Origin of the sequence: Agrococcus sp. SL85 (assembly GCF_026625845.1) — a bacterium.
Lineage (GTDB): Bacteria > Actinomycetota > Actinomycetes > Actinomycetales > Microbacteriaceae > Agrococcus.
The window spans coordinates 1,638,574-1,663,747 of record NZ_CP113066.1 but is presented as its reverse complement, the minus strand read 5'-3'; the positions used below and the strand labels follow the sequence as shown (position 1 = coordinate 1,663,747).

Genomic DNA, 25,174 nt, shown 5'->3' with positions numbered 1-25,174 from the left:
CGCACGACCCTCAGGAGACCCATGCGCACCCCCGCAGCAGCCGCCCTGCTCGCCCTCACCGCCCTCGCCGCCGCAGGCTGCACCGCCGCGCCGTCCGGCGAGCCGGCCGCATCCGAGGCAGGCTCCGACGGCGCCTTCACGCTCTACGCCGGCCGGAGCGAGGACCTCGTCGGCCCGCTCGTCGAGCGATTCGAGGAGGAGTCCGGCATCGACGTCGAGGTCCGCTACGCCTCCTCGACCGAGCTCGAGGCGCTGCTGCTCGAGGAGGGCGAGCGCTCCCCCGCCGACGTCTTCTGGTCGCAGGACGCCGGCTCGCTCGGCGCCGTCGCCGAGGCCGGGATGCTCGCGACGCTGCCGGAGGACGTGACGAGCTCGGTGCCCTCCGACCTCACCTCCACCGACGGCAGCTGGGTGGGCGTCACCGGCCGCGCGCGCGTCATCGCCTACGACAGCGAGGACGTCGCCGCCGACGCCGTGCCCACCGAGGTCGCCGCGCTCACCGACGAGGCCTACCGCGGCCGGGTCGCGTTCGCCCCGGGCAACGCCTCCTTCCAGTCCTTCGTCACCGCGATGCGCGTGCTCGAGGGCGAGGAGGCGGCCGACGCGTGGGTCGCGGCCATCGCGGCCAACGACCCGATCCTCACCGAGAGCAACGGCGCGACGCTCGACCTCGTCTCCTCGGGCGAGGCGGACTTCGGCCTCATCAACCACTACTACTGGTTCGAGGACGCCAACGAGGTCGGCGCGGACGCGATGCGCGCCCAGCTGCAGTACCTGCCGGGCGACCCGGGCGGCATCGTCAACGTCACCGGCGCCGGCCTGCTGGCGGGCGCCGAGGGCGACGAGGACGCGCTCGCCTTCGTGCGCTTCCTCCTCTCGGACGAGGCGCAGGAGTACTTCGTGACCGAGACCTTCGAGTACCCCCTCGCGGGCGACGCGGAGGCTCCGGAGGGCCTGCCCGCCATCGACGACCTCGCGATCGAGGGCTTCGACCTCGCGGACCTCTCGTCGCTGGCCGAGACCCAGGCGATGCTCGCCGAGCACGGCCTCCTCTAGGTGCTCCGCACGCGCGCCGCGGTGCGGCCGACCCCCGCGGGGATCGGCCGCACCGCGGCGAGCGCGGCGGCGGTCGCCGTGCTCGCCGCCCCCGTGCTCTACCTCGTCGTGCGCGCCTCGCAGTCGGATCCGTCGGCCTCGCTCGCGCTCGTGCTCCGGCCCCGCACCGCTGAGCTGCTCGGCACGAGCCTCGCGCTCGCGCTCGCCGTCGCGCTCGCCGCGGGGGCGCTCGGGGTGGGCCAGGCGGTGGCGCTCGCCCGGCTGCGGCTGCCGGCCGGGCGCGCGCTGCTCGTGGCGGCCGCCCTGCCGCTCGCGATGCCGTCCTACATCGCCGCGTTCGGCTGGCTGGGCGCCGTCCCGTCGATGCACGGCTTCTGGGCCGCGTGGCTGCAGCTGACGCTCGTGTGCGCCCCCTACGTCACCCTCCCCGTGCACGCGGCCCTCCGATCGGCGCCGCCGGGGCTCGAGATCGCGGCGCGCTCGCTGGGGCGCGGTCCGGCGAGCGCCTTCCTGCAGACCACGTGGCCCCTCGTCCGGCCCGCGGCGACCGCGGGCGCCCTGCTCTGCGGCCTCTACGCCCTCGGCGACTTCGGCGTCGTCTCGCTCATGCGGGTCGAGACCCTGTCCACGGGCATCGCGCGCGCGATGGGCGCGGGCTTCGACCGCTCGTACGCCGCGCTGCTCGGCCTCGTGCTCGTCGGCGCCGCAGCCGCCCTGCTCGCGCTCGAGCAGGCCGTGCGACGCGCGGCGCCGCCGCTCCGCTCGCGCGGGGCGCGGGCCGTGCGCGTCGCGGCGGGCGCGTGGACCGCACCCGCGCTCCTCCTGGTGCTCGTCACGCCGATCGGCGCGATCCTGGTGCCCGTCGCCGTGCTGCTGGCGCGGGCCGCGGACGCGGCATCGGTGCGCGCGCTCGACGCGTCGAGGCTGCTCGAGGCAACCGGGACCTCGCTCGCGCTCGCGGCGGCGGCGGCCGTGCTCGCGCTGCTCCTCGCCGCCCCGATCGCGGTCGGCGCGGCCCGCCGGCCCACGCGCCTCGCGCGCGGGCTCGAAGCCGCCGCGACGCTCGCGCACGGCATGCCCGGCATCGTCGTCGGGCTCTCGTTCGTCTTCCTCACGCTCGCGCTCGTCCCGTGGGCCTACCAGAGCGCCTTCGCGCTGATCGCGGCCTACGCGGTGCTCGGCGCACCGCGCGCCGTCGGCGCCGTGCGCGCGTCGATCGCGCGCGTGCCCGAGCGCTTCGAGCACCTGGCCCGCACGCTCGGCCGCGGCCCCGGCGCAGCGGCGCTCGCGACGACCTGGCGCCTCGCCCTGCCGGGCGTCTCGGTCGCGGCGCTGCTCGCGGCCGTCGCTGCGCTCAAGGAGCTGCCGGCGACGCTGCTGCTGCGGCCGACGGGCGTCGACACCCTCGCGACGTCGCTGTGGGCGCGCACCGACGTCTCGGAGTACGCGGCGGCGGCGCCGTTCGCGCTCGTGCTCGTCGCGTGCGCGGCGGTGCCTGCGATGCTGGTGCTCGCGGTCTCCGGCGCTCGGGACCGCGTCGAGCACGAGGCGGAGCGGAGCGGAGCATGAGCGAGCTGCGGATCAGCGGCGCGACGGTCGCGCACCCGGGCAGCGACCCGGTCGTGCACTCGGTCGACCTCGAGGTGCCCGCCGGAGGCGTGGACGCCGTGCTCGGCGTCTCGGGGTCCGGCAAGTCGACGCTGCTCCTCGCCATCGCCGGCATCCTGCCCCTGCGCGCCGGGACGATCGAGGTCGACGGCGAGCCGGTCTCGACCGCCGGCCGCACGGTGCCGCCCGAGCGTCGGGGCGTCGGCTGGGTGCCGCAGGACGCCTCGCTCTTCCCGCACCTCAGCGTCGCGCAGAACATCGCCTTCGGGCTCCCCCGGCGCCACGGGGAGGCCCGCGGCCGACGCGTCGACGAGCTGCTCGAGCTCGTCGAGCTCGAGGGCTACGGCGACCGCTCGGTCGCCGAGCTCTCGGGCGGGCAGGCGCAGCGCGTCGCCCTGGCTCGCGCGCTCGCGCCGTCGCCGCGGATCGTGCTGCTCGACGAGCCGTTCTCGGCGCTCGACGCGGGGCTGCGCGTCGCGCTCCGGCGCGAGGTCGGGCGGATCCTGCGCGACGCGGATGCGACCGCGCTCCTCGTCACGCACGACCAGGAGGAGGCGTTCGCGCTCGCCGACCGCGTGACGGTCCTCCGCGACGGCGCGGTCGAGCAGACCGGATCGGCGGAGGCGCTCTTCGCCCGACCGCGCTCGGCGTGGCTCGCGCGCTTCCTCGGCGAGTCGACGCTCGTGCCCGCGGTGCGCGACGGCGACGCCTGGGCCACGCCGCTCGGGCGCGTGCCGATCGCCGAGGGCGCGATCCCGGATGCGCGAGCGCTGCTCGTGGTCCGGCCCGAGCAGCTGAAGCCCTACGCGGCGGGTGTCCCGCTGCGGGTGCGCGACCTGGAGTACTCGGGGCACGACCGACTGCTGCTGGCGGAGGCCCATGGCATCGTCGGCGACGTGCTGGTCCGCATGCCCTCGGCCGTCGGCATCGAGCGCGGCGCTCGCATCCCGATCCGCGTGCACGGCACGCCCCACGCGGTCCCGGCCTGACCGGGGCGACGCTCAGAGCGCGATGTCGTCGAGCCAGGCGATCGAGGCGCCGTGCGGATCGGTGACGGCGATCGGCTCCGCGCCGCGCCGCAGCACGAACATCCCGGGCTCCGCCCAGGGCGCGGGCGGGCCGATCTCGAGGGCCGCGCCCTCGTTCGCCACCCAGGTGACGTCGAGCTCGCCCATGAGGTCGGCGAACGCGGCGCGCTCGAAGGCGGGCACGTAGGCGAGCACGGCCGAGTGCCACACGACGACGTTCGGGGCGTGCGCGGCGGCGCGCTCGACGAGGGCGCGCGCGTCGGTCGTGAGGTCGCCGCGCCGGATGTCGGCGGGCTCGCGCCGGGCGATCGCGATGCCCGTGCGCACCCGGTCGACGCGCGCGCCGTCGACGGCGCCCGTCGCATCCGGCCAGACGAGGGCCTCGAGCCACGCCTTGGTGTCCGGCTCGGCGGGATCGAGCGGCTGCAGGTCGATGCCGCCGCGCCACGCCACCTGCGGCGCCGCCCGCGGGATCGGCGTCGATGGCGAGGCCTCGGTCTCGAGCAGCGGCAGCGACGCGTCGCCCAGGGTGCGGCCCGGCCCGAAGCGGAAGCGCCAGCGGTCGGGGTAGAGGCACAGCCCCGCGGCCGCGCCGACCTCGACGAGGGCGATCGGGCCCTCCAGGTGGGCGATCGCGGGCAGCAGCGTGGCCATGCGCCGCGCCTCGTTCGTCTGCGTCATGCGGGCGAGCATGCAGGAGCGGATCGCGGGCCAGGCGCCCACGAGCATGTCGCGCACCTCGACCCACGGCGCCACGGGCACGCCCTCGAAGCGGGCGGCGGCGAAGAGCAGGTTGGGCTGGCGCTTGATCGGCTCGAGCTCGGCCAGGAGGCTCGGGAGGGCGGGGTCGTCGGCGACGCCGAGCGCCCAGTCGGCGTAGCGGGGCGATCGCTCGCCCGCCTCGTCCGCCGCCCAGCGGCGGTAGGCCTCGGCGACGCGGCGGTCCTCGGTGACGCTCTCCATGCGATCCACCCTGGCACGGGCGGGCGCGGGACGGGTCGCGTGACGGCGCCTCCGCCGGTCGAGGAGCGCGCGGCGCAGCCGCTCGCGTCACGAGGCCCGCACGACGAAGGAGGGGACCCCGTCGGGGGTCCCCTCCTCGATGCGACGGTCAGCGGGCGGCCGGGCCGTCCGTGGAGTCGGCGTCCGGCTGCTCCCAGGCGCGCTGGAGATGGAGGAGGGGCCCTTTCGGGCCCCCTCGCGACGCCAGCGCCGTCGTCCGTCCCGGACGACGGTCAGCGGGCGGCCGAGCCGTCCGTGTAGTCGGCGTCCGGCTGCTCCCAGGCGAACAGCGACCGCAGCTGCTTGCCCGTCGCCTCGATCGGGTGCCCGGCCTGCTTCGCGCGGAGCTCCTGGAACTCGGGCGCGCCGGCGTCCTGGTCCTCGATGAAGCGCTTCGCGAACGCGCCCGACTGGATGTCGGCGAGCACGGCCTGCATGTTCGTCTTGACGTCGGGGCTGATGACGCGGGGGCCCGAGACGTAGTCGCCGTACTCGGCCGTGTCGGAGATCGACCAGCGCTGCTTGGCGATGCCGCCCTCCCACATGAGGTCGACGATGAGCTTCAGCTCGTGGAGCACCTCGAAGTAGGCGATCTCGGGCTGGTAGCCGGCCTCGATGAGCGTCTCGAAGCCGTACTGCACGAGCTGCGAGGTGCCGCCGCAGAGCACGGCCTGCTCGCCGAAGAGGTCCGTCTCGGTCTCCTCGGTGAAGGTCGTGGTGATGCCGCCGGCACGGAGGCCGCCGATCGCCTTCGCGTACGACCAGGCGGTGTCCCAGGCCTTGCCGGTGGCGTCCTTCTCGACCGCGACGATCACGGGCACGCCGCGACCGGCCTCGAACTCGCGGCGCACGGTGTGGCCCGGGCCCTTCGGCGCGACGAGCACGACGTCGACGCCCTCGGGCGCCTCGATGTAGCCGAAGCGGATGTTGAAGCCGTGGCTGAAGAGCAGCGTCTTGCCCTCGGCGAGCGCCGGCGCGACCTCGTCCTTGTAGATGTGGCGCTGGTGCTGGTCGGGCGCGAGGATGACGATGACGTCGGCCCAGGCCGAGACCTCGGCGGGCGTGCCCACCTCGAAGCCGGCCTCCGTCGCCTTCGCGCGCGACTTCGACGCCGGCTGGAGGCCGACGCGCACCTCGACGCCCGAGTCGCGCAGGTTGAGCGCGTGCGCGTGGCCCTGCGAGCCGTAGCCGATGATGGCGACCTTCTTGCCCTGGACGATGCCGAGGTCGGCACCGTCGTCGTAGATGACCTCAGTCATTGCGGTTCCCTCCGTGGTGGTCTGTGGTGCGGCGCTATGCCTTGAGCACGCGCTCGCTGATGGACTTGCCGCCGCGTCCGATGGCCAGCAGGCCCGACTGCGCGATCTCCTTGATGCCGTAGGGCTCGAGCAGCTTCAGCAGCGCCTGGCACTTGGCGGAGTCGCCCGTCACCTCGACGACGAGCGCGTCGGTCGTGACGTCGACGACGCGGGCGCGGAAGAGCGTCGCCGCCTCGAGGATCTGCGAGCGGGTCGCGTTGTCGACCTTCACCTTGATGAGCATGTGCTCGCGCTGCACCGAGGCGGCGGGCTCGAGCTCGACGATCTTCACGACGTTGACGAGCTTGTTCAGCTGCTTCGTGACCTGCTCGAGCGGCAGGTCCTCGACGTCGACGACGACGGTGATGCGCGACAGGCCCGGCACCTCCGTCTTGCCCACGGCGAGCGACTCGATGTTGAAGCCGCGGCGGGCGAAGAGGCCGGCGACGCGGGTCAGCAGACCCGGCTTGTCCTCGACGAGGAGCGACAGGACGTGCGTGCTCATCACTCCTCCTCCCACACCGGGCTGTGATCCTTCGCGTACTGCACGAAGGAGTTCGAGACGCCCTGCGGCACCATCGGCCAGACCATCGCGTCCTTCGACACGATGAAGTCGATGACGACGGGTCGGTCGTTCGTGCGCAGCGCGAGCTCGATCGCGGGGTCGATCTCCTCGGGCTTCGTCACGCGGATCGCGAGGCAGCCGTAGGCCTCGCCCAGCTTCACGAAGTCGGGGATCATGCGCGCGTCGTCGCCGGTCTCGAGGTCGGTGAACGAGTGCCGGCCCTCGTAGAAGAGGCTCTGCCACTGCCGCACCATGCCGAGCGACGAGTTGTTGATGACCGCGACCTTGATCGGGATGTCGTTGAGCGCGCACGTGGCGAGCTCCTGGTTCGTCATCTGGAAGCAGCCGTCGCCGTCGATCGCCCACACGTGGCGCTCGGGCTCGGCGACCTTGGCGCCCATCGCGGCGGGCACGGCATAGCCCATCGTGCCGGCGCCGCCGGAGTTGAGCCAGGCGTTCGGGCGCTCGTACTGGATGAACTGCGCCGCCCACATCTGGTGCTGGCCGACGCCCGCGGCGTAGACGCCCTCGGGGCCCGTGAGCGCGCCGATGCGCGAGATCACGTGCTGCGGCGCGAGCTTGCCGTCGGAGGGCTCCGAGTAGCCGAGCGGGAACCGCTCCTGCAGGCCGTGCAGGCGCTCCCACCAGTCGGTGAGGTCGGGGCGCTCGCTCGCGGCGAGCTCCTGGAACGCGATCGAGAGGTCGGCGAGCACGTCGCGCACGTCGCCCACGATGGGCACGTCGGCCGTGCGGATCTTCGAGATCTCGGCCGGGTCGATGTCGACGTGCACGACCTTCGCGCCGGGCGCGAACTCCGCGACCTTGCCGGTGACGCGGTCGTCGAAGCGGGAGCCGAGGGCGATGATGAGGTCGCACTCCTGGAAGGCGAGCACCGCGGGCACCGAGCCGTGCATGCCGGGCATGCCGAGGTGCTGGGCGTGCGAGTCGGGGAAGGCGCCGCGCGCCATGAGCGTCGTGACGACGGGCGCCCCCGTGGCCTCCGCGAACTCGCGGAGCTCCGCCGAGGCCTTCGCGCGGATCACGCCGCCGCCCACGTAGAGGAGCGGGCGCCGCGAGGCCGCGAGCAGCTGCGCGGCCGCGGTGATCTGCTTGCCGTGCGCCTTCGTGACGGGGCGGTAGCCGGGCAGGTCGATGCGGTCGGGCCACACGAAGGGCGCCGACTGCTGCTGCGCGTCCTTCGTGATGTCGACGAGCACGGGGCCGGGCCGGCCGCTCGAGGCGACGTGGAAGGCGGCCTGCAGCGCAGCGGGCACGTCGGCGGCGCGCGTGACCTGGAAGGAGTGCTTCGTGATGGGCATCGTGATGCCCGTGATGTCGGCCTCCTGGAACGCGTCGGTGCCCATGAGGTGGCTGAAGACCTGGCCGGTGATCGCCACGAGCGGCACGGAGTCCATGTAGGCGTCGGCGATCGCGGTGACGAGGTTCGTCGCGCCGGGGCCGGAGGTGGCGATGCAGACGCCGACGCGGCCCGTGGCCGCCGCGTAGCCCTCGGCCGCGTGGCCGGCGCCCTGCTCGTGGCGCACGAGGATGTGCCGGATCGCCGACTGCTGCATGAGCTCGTCGTAGAAGGGGATGATCGCGCCGCCGGGGAGGCCGAAGACGTCCTCGACGCCGAGGAGCTCGAGCGACTTCAGGACCGCGCCGGAGCCCGTGAGCACGGGCGGCTCGGCGCTGCGGGGCGGGGCAGGCCTGGGTGTGATGGTCATGGCTCTCCTGAGCGTCGACGCGCGGGCGTCAGCCCGTGACCGCCCCGTGGGCGGCCGAGCGCACGAGGCGCGCGTACTTGGCGAGGACTCCGCGCGTGTAGCGCGGCGGCAGCGGCTCCCAGCCCTCACGCCGGGAGGCGAGCTCTGCCTCGTCGACGATCAGGTCAAGCGAGCGAGCGGCGATGTCGACCTTGATGCGGTCTCCGTCGCGCACGAAGGCGATCGGACCGGAGTCGACCGCCTCAGGGGCGATGTGGCCGATGCACAGGCCGGTTGTGCCGCCCGAGAATCGTCCGTCGGTCAAGAGTAGTACATCCTTGCCGAGGCCAGCGCCCTTGATGGCGGCGGTGATCGCGAGCATCTCGCGCATCCCGGGACCGCCCTTCGGGCCCTCGTAGCGGATGACCACGACGTCGCCCGCGCTGATCTCGCCGTTCGTGAGGGCGTCCATCGCGGCGCGCTCGCGGTCGAAGACCCGGGCGGGCCCCTCGAAGACCTCGGCGTCGAAGCCAGCCGTCTTCACGACCGCGCCCTCGGGCGCGAGCGAGCCGGAGAGGATCGTCAGGCCGCCGGTGGCGTGGATGGGGTTCGAGAGCTCGCGCACGACGGTGCCGTCGATCGGCTCGGGGCGGATGGCCTCGAGGTTCTCGCGCAGCGTGCGTCCCGTGACCGTCAGCACGTCGCCGTGCAGGAGGCCGGCGTCGAGGAGGGCCTGCATGACGACGGGCATGCCGCCGACGCGGTCGAAGTCCTGCGCGACGTAGGCGCCGAAGGGCTTGACGTCGGCCAGGTGCGGCGAGCGCTCCCCCACGCGGCGGAAGTCGTCGAGCGTGAGGTCGACCTCGGCCTCGTGCGCGATCGCGAGCAGGTGCAGCACGGCGTTCGTCGAGCCGCCGAGCACCATCGCGACCGTGATGGCGTTCTCGAACGCCTCCTTCGTGAGGATGTCGCGCGCGGTGATGCCCTTGCGCAGCAGCTCGACGACCGCCTCGCCGGACCTCCGCGCGTAGTGGTCGCGGCGGCGGTCGGCCGAGAGCGGCGTGGAGGAGCCGGGCAGGCTCATGCCGAGCGCCTCAGCGACGCACGCCATGGTGTTCGCGGTGTACATGCCGCCGCACGCGCCCTCGCCCGGGGCGAAGCCGCACTCGATGCGGTGGAGGTCCTCGGCCGAGATCTTGCCCGCCTTGTAGGCGCCGACGGCCTCGAAGGAGTCGATGATCGTCATCGACTGCGGGATCGTGCCGTCGGTGAGCTTCGCGAAGCCGGGGGCGATCGAGCCGGCGTAGACGAACACGCTCGCGAGGTCGAGGCGGGCCGCGGCCATGAGCATGCCCGGCAGCGACTTGTCGCAGCCCGCGAGCAGCACGGTGCCGTCGAGGCGCTCGGCGCTCACGACGACCTCGACGGAGTCGGCGATGACCTCGCGGCTCACGAGCGAGAAGTGCATGCCCTCGTGGCCCATCGAGATGCCGTCGGAGACCGAGACCGTGCCGAACTGCAGCGGGTAGCCGCCGCCCGAGTGGACGCCCTCCTTCGAGGCGCGCGCGAGGCGGTCGAGCGAGAGGTTGCAGGGCGTGATCTCGTTCCACGAGGAGGCGATGCCGATCTGCGGCTTCTCCCAGTCGCCGTCGCCCATCCCGACGGCGCGGAGCATGCCTCGGCTCGTGGTGGCCTCGACGCCGTCCGTGACGGCGCGCGAGCGCGGCTTGATGTCGATCTCAGGCATGCGGCGATCCTACGCCGACGGCGCATGTCTGATCGGGGCGGCCGCCGGGCGCGGCGGGCTGTGCCCCGCCCGTGCGATTCGCATGGATGCCGCCCCGCGGCCACCTCGCGTCCACCGGGAGGGGCTACGGTCGAGGGCATGATCCAGGTCGGGCTGAGCACGATCTCCGTCTTCCCCAAGAGCGTGGAGGACGGCTTCCGCCTGTCGCACGAGGCCGGCTACGACGGCGTCGAGGTGATGGTGACGACCGACGCGCGCACGCGCAGCCCCGAGCGCCTGCTCGAGCTCTCGGCGCGCTACGAGCAGCCGATCATGGCGATCCACGCCCCCGTCGTGCTGCTGACGACCTTCGTGTGGGGCCGCGATCCCTTCGTGAAGCTCGACCGCTCGGCCGAGCTCGCCGTCGCGGTCGGCGCGCCCACCGTGGTGGTGCACCCGCCGTTCCGCTGGCAGGGCCGCTACGCCCGCACCTTCGAGCGCGCGGTGCGCGAGACCGAGGCGAAGCACGGCGTCGAGGTGGCGGTCGAGAACATGTTCCCGTGGTCGGCCGGCGGCGTCGACCGCCAGGCCTACCTGCCGGGCATCGACCCGAGCGAGATGGACGTGCCGCACGCGACGCTCGACTTCTCGCACTGCGCGCTCGCGAAGCGCGACTCGATGGAGCTCGCGCTCGACCTCGGCGACCGCCTCCGGCACCTGCACCTCACCGACGGCGTCGCCGCGGAGGAGGGCAAGGTCTTCGACGAGCACCTGCTGCCGGGGCACGGCAACGAGCCCGTCGCCGAGGTGCTGCAGATGCTCGCGGCGAAGGGCTGGGACGGCCAGGTCGTCGCCGAGATCAAGACGCGGCAGGCGCGCTCCGAGCGCGACCGGCTGCGGCTGCTGCGGGAGGCGCTGCACTTCGCGCGGGAGCACCTGGGGCAGCTGCACGACGACGAGGCCCCTGAGGCGGTCGGCTCGACGCCCGAGCCGCAGGCCTAGCCGCCATGCCCGTCGCCGCCGAGCGCCGACCCGCGCCGCGGGAGCGTCGCATCCGGCTCCTCGGCGACGCGCTGGGATCGAGCGCCGAGGCGCACGAGCGCCGGCTGCTCGCCGCCGCCCGCCCTGCGCTGCCGGTGCTGCTGTGGTTGGGCCAGCGCGCGCGGCCGCTCCTCAAGGTGCCGGGGCTCGGCTGGATCACCGCCGACCCCGTCGCGGCCCGCCGCATCCTGCAGGACGCCGGTCGCACGACGCTGCTCGAGGAGGGCGGCGTCGGCCACCTGTGGGCGCAGGTGCTCGGCGACTGGGTGCTCGAGCTCTTCGACGGGCCCGGTCACCTCGACCTGCGCACGCGGTCGAAGGGGCTCTTCACCGACGCCTCGAGCGAGCGGCTCGTCGCCGAGGCCTGGGGCGGACTGCTCGACCGCGCCCGCGAGCGGCTCGAGGCGGGCGAGGAGCTCGACGTCGCCGAGCTGGCCCGCACCCTCGTCGGCCGCATGGTCGTCGAGCTGCTCGGCATGCCGGAGACCGACGACGAGGGCTGCCGCCAGGTCTTCCACGTGGGCGAGGAGCTCGCGGCCACGGCGCTCGGCTCCACCGCCGACACCCACCTCTCGCCCGCGGCGATCGCGCGGGCGCGCGAGATCGTCGAGCGCCTCACCGCGGGCGTGCCCGAGGGGTACCGCTCGGCGCCCGCCGACACGGTGCTGGGCCGCTGCCGCGAGATGGGGCTCAGCCTGCAGCAGACGCGCGGCCTCGCGACGCTCCTCATGGTCGCCGGCACCGAGACGGCCGCCTCCGCCATGGGGCGGATGGCCGCGCTGCTCATCGACACCGGAGAGCAGCACCGGCTGCTCGCCGAGCCGGGCCTGCGCGAGGGCGCCGTGCGCGAGACCCTGCGCGTGGCCTCCCCCGCGCCGCTCATCGGCCGCGCGATCTCCGCCGACCTCGAGCTCGACGGCCGCACGCTGCGGGCCGGCGAGCGCGTGCTCGTGCTCACCTGGACCGCCAACAACGCCGCGGGGCCCTTCCGCGTCGACCGTCCCTACTCTCCCCACCACCGCCAGCTGTGGTTCGGCGCGGGCCGCCACCTGTGCCTCGGTGCGCCCCTCGCCCGCGCGGAGCTCGGGGCGATGCTCGACGTGCTGCTCGGCGACGGCCGGCCCATCGAGGTCGTGCGACGCGTGCCCGGCAGGCGCGTGCTCATCCCGGCCTACGCCTCGCTCGTGGTGCGGAAGGCGCCCTGAGCGCCGCGGAGCGTCCGCGGCGGAGGCCCGCTGCGGTTCCCTCGGTCGATCCGGGACCCCACGTGCATCCGGGACCCGCCCGCGGGGATCGCGGATGCGCGGAGGGGTCCCGATCACCAGCCTCGGGCGCCCGCGAGGTCGACGGGGCGCGGGACGAGGCCCAGGCGCTCGCGCATGCGGGTGAGGTCGAGGGTGCGCTCCATGCCCACCTGGCTCACGGCGTAGCGGGTGAGGCGCGGCCGGCCGCCGATGCGTCGAGCCCGGCGCTCGGCGGCGGCGGCGAGCGCCATCGCCGCATCCACCGGGACTGGGACGATGCGGGCGCGCTCGCCGCGCGCCGCGAGGACGCCCTCGATGACCGCCGCGAGCGGCACCGCGGGGGCGTCGCCGACGTTCACGATCCCCAGCGGCTCCGACGCGTCGGCGGCAGCGAGGCACGCGGCGACGAGCGTGCGCACGTGCGTGAGCGTGTGGAGCGCCCTGCCGCCGCCCGGGAGCGGCAGCAGGGGGCCGCGACGCGCGTCGAGCACGCGCGGCAGGAGCGTCGTGTCGCCGGGCCCGTAGACGGCGTGCGGCCGGAGGATCGCGTGCGCCCGGCCCGAGAGCGCGCGCTCGGCGGCCGCCTTCGAGGCGCTGTAGGCGCTGAGGAATCGGGTGGGCGGCGGCGCGTCCTCGCGCCCCGCGACCGTCGGCACCGAGGCGTCGTAGACGCTCGCGGTCGAGACGTGCACGAAGCGGGCGGCGGGGAGCGCGCGGGCGACGGCGGCTGCGCCGTCGCGATTGACGCGCATCGCCTCGGCGAGCGGCGCCCAGTCGTCCGCGAGCGCCGCGGCGTGCACGACCGCGTCGAAGGCGCCCAGGTCGTCGAGCGGCGCGGCGAGGTCGCGGCGCTCGTAGCGGCCGCCCTCGTGCGCCCAGCCGCCCGCGCGCCTGCCGAGCCCGACGACGTCGTCGCCGCGCGCCGCGAGCGCCGTCGCGACCGCGCCGCCGACGAAGCCGCTCGCGCCCGTGACGAGCACCCGCATCAGCCGGCCGGCCCCGCGTCGGCGACGCCCGACGCCCGGCCGCCGGGCGTCGGAGCGCCGGCGTCGAGCAGCGGCGCGACGAGCGCGACGAGCGCGGCGCGATCCGGCTTCCGCAGCCGCCCTCGGCGCGGCAGCGCGTCGACCGCCACCACGAGGTCCGGCAGGGCGCCGTGGTCGATGAGTCCCGGGAGCGCCGCCGCGACGCGCCGCGCGAGCGGATGGGTCGGATCCGGCGTCGCGGGCGCGCCGCTCGCGGCGGCGCCCGCCGGCACGACGGCCACGACGATCCGGTCGTCGCCGATCGCGTCGGGCACCCCCACCATGAGGGCGTCCTCGACGCCGGCGAGCGAGGCGATGACGGGTTCATAGAGGCCCACGTAGACGTTCTGCGTGCCGCGCAGCAGCATGTCCTTCTTGCGGCCGAGGAGCGTCAGCCGGTCGCCGTCGATGCGCGCCAGGTCGCCCGTGCGCACCTCGGCGAGCTCCGCCGGCAGCTCGTGCAGGTAGGCGCGCGCGAGCCCGGGGCCCGCGAGCACGAGCTCGCCCTCGTCGATGCGGGCGTCGACGCTCGAGGCGATGCGGCCCACGACGTCGCCCTCCCCCGTCGTCGTCAGCTTCTCGGCGCCGTCGGCGATCGCGACGGGCAGGATCTCGCTCATGCCGTAGACGCAGCGGATGCGGGCCCGGGGGAAGCGCGCGAGCGCGCGCTCGATGAGCGGCGGCAGCACGGGCGCGCCGCCCATCGCGATGAGGCGGAGCGCGCCGGGGCCGGCCCCGCGCTCGTCGAGCAGGCGCAGGATGCCGTCGAGCGCGGCGGGCGCGAAGAAGGCGGCGTCGGCGCCCTCCAGCAGCGGCAGGAACCGCTCGGGCGCCGCGAGCGGGTCGGCGCCCATGGGCGGCAGCGTCCAGTGCGCGCCCGCGATGAGCGCGGGGATGCCGATCATCAGCTGGTCGGTGAGCACGCGCATCCCGGGCTCGAGGCCGAGCCCCGCGCGGATGTCGGCGAGGCCCGCGCCGAGGGAGGCGAGCGTGTGGACGACGGCCTTCGGGGTGCCCGTGGTGCCGGAGGTGAAGATGAGCAGGGCGTCGGCGCGCGGGTCGGGCATCGGCAGCGGCGACGCGGGCAGCGGCGTGCGCGCGAGCCGGCCGAGCCGCAGCGCCCCGCGGGGCGCGCCGGGCAGGCGCGGGCCGGCGACGAGGTGCCGCGCCCCCGGCAGCAGGCTCGCGGTAGGCGGGCAGGTCGATGCCGCGGCGGCGCGCGAGCGGACGCAGCCCGGGCGAGGAGACGAGGTGCAGCACGGCCTCGGCCGCGGTCCAGGCGGGTGCCGCGAGCGCGAGGCGCGAGGCGAGCAGCTCGGGGCCTGCACCCAGGTCGACGAAGGCGATCTGGCCGCCGGCCCTGCAGGTCGCGAGCGCCAGCACGACGGCGTCGGCACCGGGGCGCACCGAGAACGCGACGCGGTCGCCGGGCCGCAGCCCCGCGGCGGCGAGGCCCGCGGCGGTGCGCTCGACGCGATCGAGCAGGCTGGGCGTACGAGAGCGTCGCGCGGCCCGCGGTGAGCGCCGGTGCGTCGCCGTGCGCGCGGGCGGCGGCGAGCACGGCCGCGAGCATGTGGGTCATCGGGCCTCCAGCACGAGCGAGCCCCAGGCGGGCAGCAGGCGGCCGCGCGCGGGGCGCCGCTGCACGATGCGCACGCGCGCGCCCGCGCGCTCGACGCCGCGCAGCGCGCCGAGCCCGAGGCGCAGCTGCGCCATCGCGAGCGGCGCGCCGATGCAGAAGTGCTCGCCCGCCCCGAACCACAGCTGCTTGAGGCCCGCCGCACGGCGCTCGGCCGGGTCGAAGCCGCCCGTCGCACGATCGGCGGCGTAGGTCGCGACGACGACGCGATCGCCCGGAGCGACCGCGACGTCGCCGATCGAGCGCGGCGCCACGACCGAGCGCAGCATCACGGGCGTCGGCGTCGTCCAGCGCATGCCCTCCGCGATCGCGCGCTCCGCGCCCTCCTCGTCGAGCGCCTCGGCGAGCGTGCCGCTGTCGATGAGCAGCGCCGCGATGCGCGGCAGCGCCGCGACGATCGTCTCGGTGCCCGTGAGCACGAAGGCGCCGACCGCGCCGAGCGACTCCCGCTCGTCGAGGCCGAGCGCCCGCATCCGCCCCGGCACCGTCGACTCGTCGCCGCGGTGCGCGGCCGCGGCGTGCACCGCGAGCTCGTCGAGCACCGCGCGGGCCCGGCGCACCTGCCCCGGGGTGAAGCGCGGGCGGGCGAGCCGCACCATCCCGGTGATCGCCGTCACGCGGCGGAAGAGCCGCTCGTCGACGGCGCCCTCGTCGAGCCCCACGAGCAGCGCGATCGCGGCGCTCGCCGCGCGGCGCACGTGCGCCGCGAGGTCGACGCGCTCCCCGGCGAGCAGCCGCGCCTCGAGGGCGCGCGCGCCCTCGCCGAGCGTGCGCGCCACGAGCGGGTCGACGAAGCCGGGCGCGAAGATCGGGGCGAGCCGGCGCCGCAGCGCGCGGTGGTCCTCGCCGTGCATGTTGACGAGCACGCTGGGGCCCAGCACCGGGGTCCACAGGTCGCTCGAGGCGCCGGGGCCGGTCTTCGAGAAGCCCTCGCCGTCGAGCAGCAGCGCGCGGGCGAGCGCGGCGTCCTTCACGACGACCCCGAGCCCCGGCACGCGGCGCACGGGGCCGGGGATCGCCTGCAGCAGCGGGTATGCCACGGGGTGGGCGGCATGCATCAGCCGCTCGTCGCGACGCATCGCGCGCGCGAGCCGACGACGGCGGTCGTCGGCCGTCGCGCTCGCCGTCACCGGATGTCCACGTGCTCGGGCCGGTAGGCGTGGTCCTTGTACCAGAGCAGCGTGTTCTTGAGCCCCCACGCCCGCACGCGCCGCGAGGAGCCGCGCACGACGACGTCGTCGCGGCGCACGCAGCGGCTCCCCGGGATCCGGCGCACGGCGTTCACGAGTGCGCGGTCCTCGTGGAGGTCCTCGATCGCGGTGCGCGGGAAGCCGCCGGCGCGCTCGTACATCGCGGCCGTGATCCCCACGTTGCAGCCCGCCGCCATGACGTACAGGCCGTGCATGCCGTCGCCGTAGTTGGCGGGACGGACGACCCCGAAGCCGTCGGCGACCCGCACGGCAGCGGTGAGCGCGGCGCGGCGGACGGGCCCGAGCCCCTCGTCGTGGCGCGGCACGAGCAGGCCCGCCACGAGGTCGATGCCGAGGCCGCCGGCCTCGCGCGGGGTCATCGCGTGCCGCAGCCGCGCGGTCCAGTCCCGGCGCGGGAGGCAGTCGGCGTCGGTGCGAGCGAGCATCGTCGCGCCCGCGGCGATGGCCGCGCGCATCCCGGTGTCCGCCGCGGCGCCCGTGCCCTTCTGCGCCTCGTGGACCACGCGCCAGCGGGCGAGCCCGCGCGCGGCGGCGAAGGACTCGACGATGGCGTGCGAGCCGTCGGTCGAGCCGTTGTCGACGAACCAGACGTCGACGTCGTCGTCGTGCTGCGCCGCGAGGTGCTCGAGCGTCGGCCGGATGCCCGCGGCCTCCTGGTAGACGGGCACGACGACCGCGAGGCGGCTCACAGCACCACCACCGCGGCGCCGAGCGAGATGCCGCCCGCGAGCCCCACGAGCAGCACGGTGCTGCCGGGCCCCACGAGCCCCGCCTCCTGCGCCTGGTGCAGCTGCACGGGCAGGGTGGCGGAGGCGAGGTTGCCGTGCCGCACGACCGTCTCGTGGATGCGCCCCTCGGCGACGCCGAGGCGCTCGGCGATCGGCGCGAGGTGCGGCTGCGCCACCTGGTGCATGAGCACGAGGTCGAGGTCCTCCATCGTGAGGCCCGCGCGGTCCAGGAGGCCCGTCACGAGGTCGGGGCCGAGGGCGAGGAACGCCCGCTGCAGCGCGCGGCCGTCGATGTCGAAGTAGGTGGCGTCGAGGTCGCGCGGCCGCATCGAGCCGCCCGTGGGCAGCGTGCCGATGCGCCAGTGGTGCGACGCCGCCGAGAACGCGAGGTCGACCACGCCGCGTCCGTCGTCCTCCGTCGCCTCCAGCACGAGCGCCGCGCCCGCGTCGCTCATCGTGTAGCCGGGGAAGGAGCGCACGAACTGGTGCCGGTCGGCCACCTGCCAGCGCACGGCGCTCGTGGGGGTCTCGCCGCTCGCGACGAGCACGCGCCGCGCCTGCCCGCTCGCGATGAGCCCGTGCGCCACCTGCACGGCGTTGAGCACCGAGTTGCACGCGTTCTTCACGTCGAAGACCGGCACGTCGAGGCCGAGGCTGTCGGCGACGATGTGCGAGGTGGCGGGCTCGATGAGGTCCTGGCTCGCGCTCGCGAAGACGAGCAGGTCGACGGGCTCCGGCGACGCCGCGAGCGCGCGCCGCGCCGCGTGCGCCGCGAGGTCGGAGGCCTGCTCGCCGGGCTCGCGCTCGTGCACGCGCTCGACGCCCGTCATGCGGCGGATGAGGCCCACGGGGAGCCCCGCGCGCGGGTTCTCGCGCCGGAGGCGCGCCTCCGTCTCGTCGGTGGTGCGCACGCGCTCCGGGAGGTGCACGCCCACGGCGGCGATGGCGGAGGTGCGGGGCATGAGCGCGACTGTAGCCCGCGCAGGCTGCGAGGCGCGGGCGCGACACCGCGCCTGCGAGGCGGCGGCGAGGCGGTCCGGTCCACGTCCGCGGACGCGCTCTCCGGCGGCCGCGGCCCCGCCCCGCCTCCTCGCACCCAGCCTGACGTGGTTGGCTGGTCGCCCAGGAGGAGACGACATGCGCAAGTACCTGTTCAACGCGGGCGTGATCAGTGCCCTGATGAGCGTCCTGACCGTCCGGAAGGCCACGAAGGAGGGCCCGAAGGACTGGCGGCTGGGCCTCCTCTGGGCGAGCTGGGGCATCGGCGTGCTGCTGGCGCTCGGCGCCGTGAAGCAGCGCGAGGAGGCGATCCGGCAGGAGGAGCTCGAGCGCGAGCTCGAGCGCACCGCCAAGGGCAGGCGCTCGCGCCGGCGCGCATGAGCGGGCGCGTCCTCGTCGTCGGGGACGCCCTCGTCGACGAGGTCGACGGCGCCTCGATCGTCGGCGGCGCGGCGCTCAACGTCGCGGTCGGGCTCTCCCGGCTCGGCGCACCCGCCGCGCTCGTGGCGATGGTGGGCGACGACGCCCCGGGCGATGCCGTGCGCGCCCACTGCGCGGCGCACGACGTGGAGGCTCGTCGCGACGCCCGCGCCGCTCGGCACGGCCGTGGCGACCGCGGAGCGCGTCGGCGGCACGATGCGCTACGCCTTCAACCGCGCCGGCCTCGAGCGCTTCGTCGACCTCGCGCCCGTCGCCGATCGGCTCGCCGCCGCACCGCTCGTCGTGGTCTCGTGCCTCGCGCTCGAGCACGAGGCGCAGCTCGCGCCGCTGCTGGAGCTCGGGTCGCCGCTCATGATCGACCCCAACGCGCGCCCCGCCTACCTCGAGGCGCCGGGAGCCGTCGCGCGCTTCGCCGCGGGCCTCGATCGCCTCGCGGCCCGCGCGCTGCTCGTGAAGCTCAGCGACGAGGACGTCGAGCTCGTCTACGGCGAGCCCGTCGACGCCGTCGCGCGACGCCTGCTCGGCGCGGGCGCCGGCGCGGTGTGCATCACGCGGGGCCCCGACGGCGCCGAGGTCGTCACGGCGGATGCGGTGGTCGCGGCTCCCGTGCCCGCGCTCGACGCTCCGCTCGTCGACACGATCGGCGCGGGCGACAGCGTGCTCGCGACCCTCGCCGCCGCGGTCGTCGCAGGGCGGCACGAAGCGGGCTGGGGGGCCTCGCTCGAGCGCGCCATGGCGGTCGCCGCCGCGACCACCCGGGCCCCGGGCGGCCTCCTGCAGCTGCCCTGAGGGGCGCGCGGCGCCCAGCCGGCAGCCACTGCGCGCCGAGTGGCAGGCGGAGCGCCCGCCTAGCATGGTGCAATGGCGCTCAAGTCCCTCGACCAGTCCTCGAAGCTGCAGCACGTCCTCTACGAGATCCGCGGCCCGGTGGCCGCAGAGGCGGCCCGGCTCGAGGCCGAGGGGCACCGCATCCTGAAGCTCAACATCGGCAACCCGGCGCCGTTCGGCTTCGAGACGCCGTCGACGATCGTGCAGGACATGATCGCCAACCTGCCGCTCGCCGAGGGCTACTCCGACTCGAAGGGCGTCCTCTCGGCCCGCCGCGCGGTCGTCACCCGCTACGAGGACGTGGACGGGTTCCCGCCCCTCACCGTCGACGACGTCTACCTCGGCAACGGCGTCTCCGAGCTCATCACGATGACGATGCAGGCGCTGCTCGACACGGGCGACGAGGTGCTCATCCCCGCCCCCGACTACCCGCTCTGGACGGCGATGACCTCGCTCGGCGGCGGCACGCCCATCCACTACCTCTGCGACGAGCAGGCGGAGTGGGCGCCCGACCTCGCCGACATCGAGGCGAAGATCACGGATCGCACCAAGGCGATCGTCGTCATCAACCCCAACAACCCCACGGGCGCCGTCTACTCGCCCGAGGTGCTGCGGGGCATCGTCGACCTCGCGCGCCGGCACTCGCTGCTCATCCTCGCCGACGAGATCTACGACCGGATCCTCTACGACGGCGCCGAGCACACGTCGATCGCCTCGCTCGCGCCCGACCTGCTCTGCCTCACCTACAACGGCCTGTCCAAGACGTACCGCGCGGCCGGCTTCCGCGCCGCGTGGCTCGCGATCACGGGCCCCAAGTCGCACGCGCAGGGCTTCCTCGAGGGCCTGACCCTGCTCGCCTCCACGCGCCTGTGCCCCAACGTGCCCGCGCAGTACGGCATCCAGGTGGCGCTCGGCGGGCACCAGTCGATCGAGGACCTCATCCTGCCCGGGGGGCGCCTGCTCGAGCAGCGCGACGCCGCGGTGCAGGGCCTGCGGTCGATCCCTGGCGTCTCGGTCGTGGAGCCCAAGGGCGCGCTCTACGCGTTCCCGCGCCTCGACCCGGAGGTGCACGAGATCCACGACGACGCGCGCTTCGCGCTCGACCTGCTGCGCCAGCAGAAGATCCTCGTCACGCACGGCTCGGGCTTCAACTGGCCGACGCCCGACCACTTCCGCATCGTGACGCTGCCGTGGAAGCGGGACCTCGTCGACGCGGTCGAGCGCATCGGCAACTTCCTGGCGTCCTACCGCCAGTAGGCCTACAGCGGGAGCTCCGGCTCCTGATCGGGGGGCGCGACGCCCGCGCGCTCGCGGGCGCGACGCACCTCCACGGCGATGCGGAGGCCGACCAGGACCGCCGTGAGGGTCGAGGCCGCGATCGGCGGCCAGAGCTCCTCGGCGATCGCCATGCCCATCATCGGGCGCTTCCGTGAGTGATCGTCACATCTGGGGATGATGCCACAGATCGGCGCGAAGAGCGGACATCCCGTCCGCTTCGTCGCCAGGACGGGCACCCTGCGCGTGGCGCGTCGGGGTACAGCTGGGGTACGGTTGTCCCGACGGCCACTGCTCCGGTGGCAGCCAGCGCACGTCTCGACGAGTACGTTCCGACTCCTCGCAGCGCTCGTAGCGCCCTCGCTGTCTGGCACCTCAGAAAGGCCCGTTCCGTGGCCCTCCCCGTCGACCCCTGGTCGTTCCTCCCCCTCATCGGCGTGCTCGCCGGCTTCGCCGTCGCCGTGGTGATCGCCGTGCAGCTCCTGCGCCTCGCCCTCGCCCGGCGAGCCCGCGCCGCCGTGGTCCCCGTCGAGCCGGTCGTCCCGGCAGCGCTCGACGACACCGTGCCGCTCTCCTAGCCGCGCGGCCACGCCTCGGACCCGCATCCCCCAGCACATGACGGAGGCCCGGTCAGACGTTCGTCTGACCGGGCCTCGCTCGTACACCCCCCGGGACTCGAACCCGGAACCAATTGATTAAGAGTCAACTGCTCTGCCAATTGAGCTAGAGGTGCATGGCTGCATCGCCGAGGAACGAGTCTAGCACGCCCCACGGGGTGCTCGCGCACTGCTTGGATGGCAGGGATGACGCACCTCGAGCCCGGCATGCACGCCCCCGACTTCGCCCTCCCCGACCAGGACGGTCGCACCGTGCGCCTCGCGGACCTCCGCGGGCGCCCCGCGATCGTCTACTTCTACCCGGAGGCGATGACGAGCGCGTGCCGCCAGCAGGCGTGCGACTTCACCGACCGCCTGCCCGACCTCGCGCAGCACGGCTACGCGGTCGTCGGCATCTCGAAGGATCCGGTCGAGAAGCTCGGCCGCGCGCGCGACGCCGACGGCATCGGCTTCCCGCTGCTGAGCGACGCCGACCTCGCCGTCCACGAGGCGTGGGGCACCTACGGCGAGAAGAACAGCTACGGCCGCATGGTCATGGGCGTGCGGCGCTCGACCTTCGTGCTGGACGCGGAGGGCGTCATCACGCACGCGTTCTACAACACGAAGGCCAAGGGGCACCTCGAGATGCTCGACAAGCGCCTGGGCTTCAGCGCCGCCTGAGCGGCTCGGGCCGGCGCCGACCGGTCAGTCCTCGCGGCGCAGCCAGCCGGTGACGCTCCTGCGCAGCACGAGCACCATCACGGCGATCGCGAGCCCCGCGAGCAGCAGCGCGAGCGGCACCGGGCCCTCGGCGCCGTCGAAGGTGCCGAGCGCGACGCCGAACTGCAGCACCTGCCACACGACGGCCGCGCTCCGCGACCACGCGCGGCCGTTCAGCATCGCCCGACCGGCCTGCGCGAGGAACAGGCCGGCACCGGCCGCGATCACGGCGAGGAAGAGCCCGCCCCCGAGGTGCTCGATCGGGTCGCCGAACGACGCGATCGCGAGGTAGACGGCCACCCCGACCATGCCCAGCGCCTCGACGAGCAGCAGCGCTGCGGCCGCGGATGCGGCCCTCGGACGTGCCTGTGCGGCCTCGCTCACGGAATCGACCCTTGCCTCTCTGGGGGCGCTGTGGAACCATGGAAAGTCGGGCGGCAGCGTGGCCGAGCCCATCAGACTTCCCGCGCTGCGGCTCCCCGTGGCGCACCTCCCCTCCAATGTAACAAGGAGACAATGTATGGATTGGCGTGACGGCGCAGCCTGCCTCACCGTGGACCCCGAGCTGTTCTTCCCCGTCGGGAACACCGGCCCGGCCCTGGAGCAGATCGAGAAGGCGAAGGCCGTGTGCGCGACCTGCACGGTGACCGAGCAGTGCCTGCAGTACGCGCTCGAGACGAGCCAGGACTCCGGCGTGTGGGGCGGCCTCTCGGAGGACGAGCGCCGCGCGCTCAAGCGCCGCGCCGCGCGCGCCCGCCGAGCCGGCTGAGACCAGCACCACCCATGACGAGAGCGGGGCCCCTCGGGGCCCCGCTCTCGTCATGTCCGCGGGCGATGCGCCGGCGTCCTCAGCGCCGCGCCTCGTCCTGGATGTAGGAGATCGGCACCCGCACCGTCACCTCGGTGCCCTCGACCGGGCGCGAGCCCCAGTCGATCGTGCCCGAGAGCTCACCCGTCACGAGCGTCTTCACGATCTGCGTGCCGAGGCCCGAGCCCACGCGGCCCGGCGGCAGCCCCGAGCCGTTGTCGCACACCTGCACCGTGAGCCAGCCGTCGTCGCGGGTCGCGGTGATCCGCACGAGGCCGTCCTCGCGGCCGACGAGGCCGTGCTCGACCGCGTTCGTCACGAGCTCGGTGAGCGCGAGGGCGAGCGGCGTCGCGTAGCCCGAGGGCAGCACCCCGAAGCTGCCGCGCCGCTCGGTGCGCACCCTCGCCCCGTGGATCGAGGCGAGCTCGCTCGTGAGCTTCATGGCGCGGTCGAAGACCTCGTCGAAGTCGACCGACTGGCTGAGCCCCTCCGAGAGCGTGTCGTGCACGACCGCGATCGACGAGACGCGGCGCTCGGCGTTCTGCAGCGCGGTGCGCGCCTCCTCGCTGCGCGTGCGGCGCGACTGGATGCGCAGGAGCGCGGCCACCGTCTGGAGGTTGTTCTTGACCCGGTGGTGGATCTCGCGGATCGTGGCGTCCTTGGTGATGAGCGTCTGCTCCTGGAGGCGCTGATCGGTGACGTCGCGCACGAGCACGATCGCGCCGAGCCGCTCCGGTCCGCGCCGCAGCGGGATCGCGCGGAGCGAGAGCGTCACGGTGCGCGTCTCGATGTCGGTGCGCCACGGCGCGCGCCCCGTCACGACGAGCGGCAGCGTCTCGTCGACCTCGTGCGAGTCGTCGATGAGCTCGGTCGTGATCTCCGCGAGCGACCGGCCCTCGAGCTCGTCGCGGAAGCCGAGCCGGGTGAAGGCGGAGAGCGCGTTCGGGCTCGCGAACGTGGCGGTGCCGGCCTGGTCGAGCCGGATGAGGCCGTCCGAGACGCGCGGCGCGCCGCGGCGCGGCCCCGTGGGCGCCGACTGGTCGGGGAAGTCGCCGTCGGCGATCATGCGGAAGAGCTCGTCGGCGCACTCCTTGAACGTGCGCTCCTGGCGGCCGGCGCTGCGCACGTCGGCGTGGTTCGCGTGGCGCGTGATGACGGCGATCGGGCGCTCGACGACCTGCGTCGAGGGCTCCGCCTCGCGCCTGCGGACGGGGATCGCACGCACCTGCGCGTCGGCGTCGACGCCCCACGCGGGGCTCGCGGCGTCGAGGAGGACGCCCTCCTCGAGCGCGCGGCCGATCTGGTCGCGCCACGCGTTCCGCACGGCGTGGCCGACGATGTCGCGGTAGAAGAGGGTCGCGGCGCCCGCGGGGCGTGCGTGGTGCACCGCGATGAACTGGTCGTCGTCGCCTGTCGGCACCCACAGCACGATGTCGCCGATCGCGAGGTCGGCGAGCACCTGGAAGTCGGCGGTGAGCCGGTGGAGCCACTGCACGTCCTGCGGGGAGAGCCGGCCGTAGCGCTCGGCGATGGCACTCAGGCTCGTCACCGCTTCAGCGTAGCGCGGCGAGCAGTCGCCTCCTGGGCCGCTCGGCGGCGCGCAGGGAGGCCCGCGTGGGGGCCGCGTCCTGCGGCACGAGCGCGAGCGCGAGCCTCCTGCACCCGTCGGCGCAGCCGCGACCGGCCGGCGACGTCGACGAGCGGGCGTCCCTCGAGCAGCGCGGCGTCGGCGGCGCGCGCGTCGAAGGGCCAGCACGCCTCGGGCGTGACCTGGGCGAGCCGCCGCAGCGTCTCCTGCACCGCCCGCTCCGGCGCGACCCCGATCGCCGCGGCGCGCACCTTGTTCACCACGACGCGCGGTCGCGCGTGGGGCACGAGCGCTCGCAGGCTCCGGGAGCGCCCGCACGAGCCGCGCGATCCCCACGGCGTCGCCGCCCGCGACGACGACCACCTCGTCCGCCGCCTCGAGCGCCGCGATGGTCGCGGCGTGGCGGCGCGGGGCGAAGAGGTCGCTGGAGATCTCCTCGTCGCGCTCGAGGCTCGCGGCGACGTCGACGATCGTCACGTCCGCCCAGTCGCGGCACCGCTCGAGCACCTCCGAGACGCGCTCGGCGCCGAGCTCCGGCCAGCGGCTCGCACGCCCGATGCCCGTGAGCACGCGGATGGCGCCGCCGAGGGTCGGGACCGCCTGCGCGATTCGGTCGAGCTCGTCGACCGTGAGGCTGCCCGCCCGCGCCAGGCGGGCCGCCGCGGCGAAGCCGGGCGCCTCGTCGAGCAGGCCGAGCGCCGGCGCGATCGCCGCGCTCGTGGTGTCGGCGTCGACGAGCGCGACCCGGCTGCCCAGGAGCGCGAGGCTCCGCCGAGAGCGCGATGGCCGCGGTCGTGCGCCCCGGGGCGCCGTGCGGCCCCCACACGGCGACGACGCGGCCGCGGGGCGCGGGCGCCCGATCGGCGCGGCGCTCGGGCGCGACCGCCGCCTCGACCGCCGCGAAGCCGTCGGCCCACGCCACCGCGTCGATCCCGAGGGCCTGGGCGCGGGAGCGCTCCCCCGCATCGTCGGCGAGCGCGAGCAGCCGCAGCCCTCGCGCGTCGCACGCCTCGACGAGCGCGCGGCTCGCGTGGGGCTCGTC

Annotated in this window: 25 protein-coding genes, 1 tRNA gene and 2 pseudogenes; 12 read left to right on the top strand and 16 right to left on the bottom strand. The window is 75.1% G+C overall.

Annotated elements, in window-relative coordinates; translation table 11 throughout:
* Window positions 1-21 precede the first annotated feature (21 nt).
* Genes OVA14_RS08250 through OVA14_RS08240 form a run of 3 tightly spaced genes read left to right on the top strand, consistent with a single transcriptional unit; the run spans window position 22 to window position 3,653 of the window.
* Window positions 22-1,056, top strand: coding sequence for an extracellular solute-binding protein (locus tag OVA14_RS08250; protein ID WP_267503441.1), 1,035 nt, complete (start codon window positions 22-24; stop codon window positions 1,054-1,056).
* Entirely contained in the window at window positions 1,057-2,625 is a 1,569-nt protein-coding gene (locus OVA14_RS08245; RefSeq protein ID WP_267503440.1) for an ABC transporter permease, read from the top strand. It abuts the gene before it with no gap.
* Window positions 2,622-3,653: an ABC transporter ATP-binding protein gene (locus tag OVA14_RS08240; RefSeq protein ID WP_267503439.1), complete on the top strand. Its 1,032-nt coding sequence runs from the start codon at window positions 2,622-2,624 to the stop codon at window positions 3,651-3,653. The genes OVA14_RS08245 and OVA14_RS08240 overlap by 4 nt, the downstream gene beginning before the upstream one ends.
* Window positions 3,654-3,665: 12 nt before the next feature.
* On the opposite strand, the gene OVA14_RS08235 is transcribed toward OVA14_RS08240, so the two are convergent.
* From OVA14_RS08235 to ilvD, 5 genes are all read right to left on the bottom strand, one after another.
* Entirely contained in the window at window positions 3,666-4,655 is a 990-nt protein-coding gene (locus tag OVA14_RS08235; RefSeq protein ID WP_267503438.1) for a DUF2332 domain-containing protein, read from the bottom strand.
* A 272-nt stretch (window positions 4,656-4,927) separates the two neighbouring features.
* Window positions 4,928-5,953 (bottom strand): ketol-acid reductoisomerase, encoded by a 1,026-nt coding sequence (gene ilvC, locus OVA14_RS08230; RefSeq protein ID WP_267503437.1) that lies wholly within the window; start codon window positions 5,951-5,953, stop codon window positions 4,928-4,930.
* A gap of 34 nt (window positions 5,954-5,987) precedes the next feature.
* Window positions 5,988-6,497, bottom strand: coding sequence for an acetolactate synthase small subunit (gene ilvN, locus OVA14_RS08225; RefSeq protein ID WP_267503436.1), 510 nt, complete (start codon window positions 6,495-6,497; stop codon window positions 5,988-5,990).
* Window positions 6,497-8,413: an acetolactate synthase large subunit gene (locus tag OVA14_RS08220; RefSeq protein ID WP_420710571.1), complete on the bottom strand. Its 1,917-nt coding sequence runs from the start codon at window positions 8,411-8,413 to the stop codon at window positions 6,497-6,499. Before OVA14_RS08220 ends, ilvN begins: the two co-directional genes overlap by 1 nt.
* A complete protein-coding gene (ilvD, locus tag OVA14_RS08215) occupies window positions 8,313-10,010 on the bottom strand; it encodes a dihydroxy-acid dehydratase (protein WP_267503434.1) in 1,698 nt (565 codons plus the stop codon). The genes OVA14_RS08220 and ilvD overlap by 101 nt, the downstream gene beginning before the upstream one ends.
* A gap of 138 nt (window positions 10,011-10,148) precedes the next feature.
* Here ilvD and OVA14_RS08210 point away from each other — a divergent pair, with 138 nt between their 5' ends.
* Window positions 10,149-10,991, top strand: a complete 843-nt coding sequence (locus OVA14_RS08210; RefSeq protein WP_267503433.1) for a sugar phosphate isomerase/epimerase family protein — start codon at window positions 10,149-10,151, stop codon at window positions 10,989-10,991.
* A 5-nt stretch (window positions 10,992-10,996) separates the two neighbouring features.
* Window positions 10,997-12,235 carry a cytochrome P450 gene (locus OVA14_RS08205; RefSeq protein WP_267503432.1) on the top strand — a complete coding sequence of 413 codons (1,239 nt, stop codon included), beginning with the start codon at window positions 10,997-10,999 and terminating at the stop codon, window positions 12,233-12,235.
* 113 nt (window positions 12,236-12,348) lie between these two features.
* Here OVA14_RS08205 and OVA14_RS08200 read toward each other — a convergent pair whose 3' ends face one another.
* From OVA14_RS08200 to OVA14_RS08175, 6 genes and pseudogenes are all read right to left on the bottom strand, one after another.
* On the bottom strand, window positions 12,349-13,260 hold the full coding sequence (locus OVA14_RS08200; RefSeq protein ID WP_267503431.1) for an NAD-dependent epimerase/dehydratase family protein: 912 nt from the start codon (window positions 13,258-13,260) through the stop codon (window positions 12,349-12,351).
* Window positions 13,260-14,366, bottom strand: coding sequence for an AMP-binding protein (locus tag OVA14_RS08195; RefSeq protein WP_267503430.1), 1,107 nt, complete (start codon window positions 14,364-14,366; stop codon window positions 13,260-13,262). Before OVA14_RS08195 ends, OVA14_RS08200 begins: the two co-directional genes overlap by 1 nt.
* A 226-nt stretch (window positions 14,367-14,592) precedes the next feature.
* Window positions 14,593-14,784 (bottom strand): annotated as a pseudogene (locus tag OVA14_RS08190) (AMP-binding protein); the annotation flags it as partial.
* 93 nt (window positions 14,785-14,877) lie between these two features.
* The gene (locus OVA14_RS08185) at window positions 14,878-15,996 is read right to left on the bottom strand and encodes a cytochrome P450 (protein WP_267503429.1); all 1,119 of its coding nucleotides are present in this window, start codon (window positions 15,994-15,996) and stop codon (window positions 14,878-14,880) included.
* Between the two features lie 68 nt (window positions 15,997-16,064).
* A complete protein-coding gene (locus tag OVA14_RS08180; protein ID WP_267503428.1) occupies window positions 16,065-16,838 on the bottom strand; it encodes a glycosyltransferase in 774 nt (257 codons plus the stop codon).
* Window positions 16,835-17,839 (bottom strand): 3-oxoacyl-ACP synthase III family protein, encoded by a 1,005-nt coding sequence (locus tag OVA14_RS08175; protein WP_267503427.1) that lies wholly within the window; start codon window positions 17,837-17,839, stop codon window positions 16,835-16,837. Before OVA14_RS08175 ends, OVA14_RS08180 begins: the two co-directional genes overlap by 4 nt.
* A gap of 175 nt (window positions 17,840-18,014) precedes the next feature.
* Between OVA14_RS08175 and OVA14_RS08170 the strand changes: the two genes are divergently transcribed.
* From OVA14_RS08170 to OVA14_RS08155, 4 genes and pseudogenes are all read left to right on the top strand, one after another.
* Entirely contained in the window at window positions 18,015-18,257 is a 243-nt protein-coding gene (locus OVA14_RS08170) for a hypothetical protein (protein WP_267503426.1), read from the top strand.
* A pseudogene (locus OVA14_RS08165) lies at window positions 18,254-18,397 on the top strand (hypothetical protein); the annotation flags it as partial. The gene OVA14_RS08170 and the pseudogene OVA14_RS08165, both read left to right, overlap by 4 nt.
* Before the next feature lie 13 nt (window positions 18,398-18,410).
* Complete coding sequence (locus OVA14_RS08160) at window positions 18,411-19,106, top strand: PfkB family carbohydrate kinase (protein ID WP_267503425.1); 696 nt, start codon at window positions 18,411-18,413, stop codon at window positions 19,104-19,106.
* 72 nt (window positions 19,107-19,178) lie between these two features.
* Entirely contained in the window at window positions 19,179-20,402 is a 1,224-nt protein-coding gene (locus OVA14_RS08155; RefSeq protein WP_267503424.1) for a pyridoxal phosphate-dependent aminotransferase, read from the top strand.
* Window positions 20,403-20,404: 2 nt separating this feature from the next.
* Here OVA14_RS08155 and OVA14_RS08150 read toward each other — a convergent pair whose 3' ends face one another.
* Window positions 20,405-20,554: a hypothetical protein gene (locus tag OVA14_RS08150; RefSeq protein ID WP_267503423.1), complete on the bottom strand. Its 150-nt coding sequence runs from the start codon at window positions 20,552-20,554 to the stop codon at window positions 20,405-20,407.
* A 258-nt stretch (window positions 20,555-20,812) separates the two neighbouring features.
* Here OVA14_RS08150 and OVA14_RS08145 point away from each other — a divergent pair, with 258 nt between their 5' ends.
* Window positions 20,813-20,998 carry a hypothetical protein gene (locus OVA14_RS08145; RefSeq protein ID WP_267503422.1) on the top strand — a complete coding sequence of 62 codons (186 nt, stop codon included), beginning with the start codon at window positions 20,813-20,815 and terminating at the stop codon, window positions 20,996-20,998.
* Window positions 20,999-21,080: 82 nt separating this feature from the next.
* Here OVA14_RS08145 and OVA14_RS08140 read toward each other — a convergent pair.
* Window positions 21,081-21,153 (bottom strand) — tRNA-Lys (locus tag OVA14_RS08140).
* 70 nt (window positions 21,154-21,223) lie between these two features.
* Here OVA14_RS08140 and OVA14_RS08135 point away from each other — a divergent pair.
* A complete protein-coding gene (locus tag OVA14_RS08135; RefSeq protein WP_267503421.1) occupies window positions 21,224-21,697 on the top strand; it encodes a peroxiredoxin in 474 nt (157 codons plus the stop codon).
* Window positions 21,698-21,721: 24 nt separating this feature from the next.
* On the opposite strand, the gene OVA14_RS08130 is transcribed toward OVA14_RS08135, so the two are convergent.
* Window positions 21,722-22,120: a hypothetical protein gene (locus tag OVA14_RS08130; protein WP_267503420.1), complete on the bottom strand. Its 399-nt coding sequence runs from the start codon at window positions 22,118-22,120 to the stop codon at window positions 21,722-21,724.
* A gap of 136 nt (window positions 22,121-22,256) precedes the next feature.
* On the opposite strand from OVA14_RS08130, the gene OVA14_RS08125 reads away from it, so the two are divergent.
* Window positions 22,257-22,505, top strand: coding sequence for a WhiB family transcriptional regulator (locus OVA14_RS08125; RefSeq protein ID WP_267505534.1), 249 nt, complete (start codon window positions 22,257-22,259; stop codon window positions 22,503-22,505).
* Window positions 22,506-22,584: 79 nt separating this feature from the next.
* On the opposite strand, the gene OVA14_RS08120 is transcribed toward OVA14_RS08125, so the two are convergent.
* On the bottom strand, window positions 22,585-24,093 hold the full coding sequence (locus OVA14_RS08120) for a sensor histidine kinase (protein WP_267503419.1): 1,509 nt from the start codon (window positions 24,091-24,093) through the stop codon (window positions 22,585-22,587).
* The gene (locus tag OVA14_RS08115) at window positions 24,090-24,419 is read right to left on the bottom strand and encodes a hypothetical protein (RefSeq protein ID WP_267503418.1); all 330 of its coding nucleotides are present in this window, start codon (window positions 24,417-24,419) and stop codon (window positions 24,090-24,092) included. The genes OVA14_RS08120 and OVA14_RS08115 overlap by 4 nt, the downstream gene beginning before the upstream one ends.
* Window positions 24,420-25,174: the final 755 nt, after the last annotated feature.

Excerpts from the sequence above, each read along its gene's own strand:
- OVA14_RS08250 (WP_267503441.1), top strand. The coding sequence starts at position 22 with ATGCGCACCCCCGCAGCAGCCGCCCTGCTCGCCCTCACCGCCCTCGCC.
- OVA14_RS08240 (WP_267503439.1), top strand. The coding sequence starts at position 2,622 with ATGAGCGAGCTGCGGATCAGCGGCGCGACGGTCGCGCACCCGGGCAGC.
- OVA14_RS08235 (WP_267503438.1), bottom strand. The coding sequence starts at position 4,655 with ATGGAGAGCGTCACCGAGGACCGCCGCGTCGCCGAGGCCTACCGCCGC.
- ilvC (WP_267503437.1), bottom strand. The coding sequence starts at position 5,953 with ATGACTGAGGTCATCTACGACGACGGTGCCGACCTCGGCATCGTCCAG.
- ilvN (WP_267503436.1), bottom strand. The coding sequence starts at position 6,497 with ATGAGCACGCACGTCCTGTCGCTCCTCGTCGAGGACAAGCCGGGTCTG.
- ilvD (WP_267503434.1), bottom strand. The coding sequence starts at position 10,010 with ATGCCTGAGATCGACATCAAGCCGCGCTCGCGCGCCGTCACGGACGGC.
- OVA14_RS08210 (WP_267503433.1), top strand. The coding sequence starts at position 10,149 with ATGATCCAGGTCGGGCTGAGCACGATCTCCGTCTTCCCCAAGAGCGTG.
- OVA14_RS08205 (WP_267503432.1), top strand. The coding sequence starts at position 10,997 with ATGCCCGTCGCCGCCGAGCGCCGACCCGCGCCGCGGGAGCGTCGCATC.
- OVA14_RS08200 (WP_267503431.1), bottom strand. The coding sequence starts at position 13,260 with ATGCGGGTGCTCGTCACGGGCGCGAGCGGCTTCGTCGGCGGCGCGGTC.
- OVA14_RS08195 (WP_267503430.1), bottom strand. The coding sequence starts at position 14,366 with ATGCCCGACCCGCGCGCCGACGCCCTGCTCATCTTCACCTCCGGCACC.
- OVA14_RS08185 (WP_267503429.1), bottom strand. The coding sequence starts at position 15,996 with ATGCATGCCGCCCACCCCGTGGCATACCCGCTGCTGCAGGCGATCCCC.
- OVA14_RS08175 (WP_267503427.1), bottom strand. The coding sequence starts at position 17,839 with ATGCCCCGCACCTCCGCCATCGCCGCCGTGGGCGTGCACCTCCCGGAG.
- OVA14_RS08170 (WP_267503426.1), top strand. The coding sequence starts at position 18,015 with ATGCGCAAGTACCTGTTCAACGCGGGCGTGATCAGTGCCCTGATGAGC.
- OVA14_RS08160 (WP_267503425.1), top strand. The coding sequence starts at position 18,411 with ATGCCGTGCGCGCCCACTGCGCGGCGCACGACGTGGAGGCTCGTCGCG.
- OVA14_RS08155 (WP_267503424.1), top strand. The coding sequence starts at position 19,179 with ATGGCGCTCAAGTCCCTCGACCAGTCCTCGAAGCTGCAGCACGTCCTC.
- OVA14_RS08150 (WP_267503423.1), bottom strand. The coding sequence starts at position 20,554 with ATGGCGATCGCCGAGGAGCTCTGGCCGCCGATCGCGGCCTCGACCCTC.
- OVA14_RS08135 (WP_267503421.1), top strand. The coding sequence starts at position 21,224 with ATGACGCACCTCGAGCCCGGCATGCACGCCCCCGACTTCGCCCTCCCC.
- OVA14_RS08125 (WP_267505534.1), top strand. The coding sequence starts at position 22,257 with ATGGATTGGCGTGACGGCGCAGCCTGCCTCACCGTGGACCCCGAGCTG.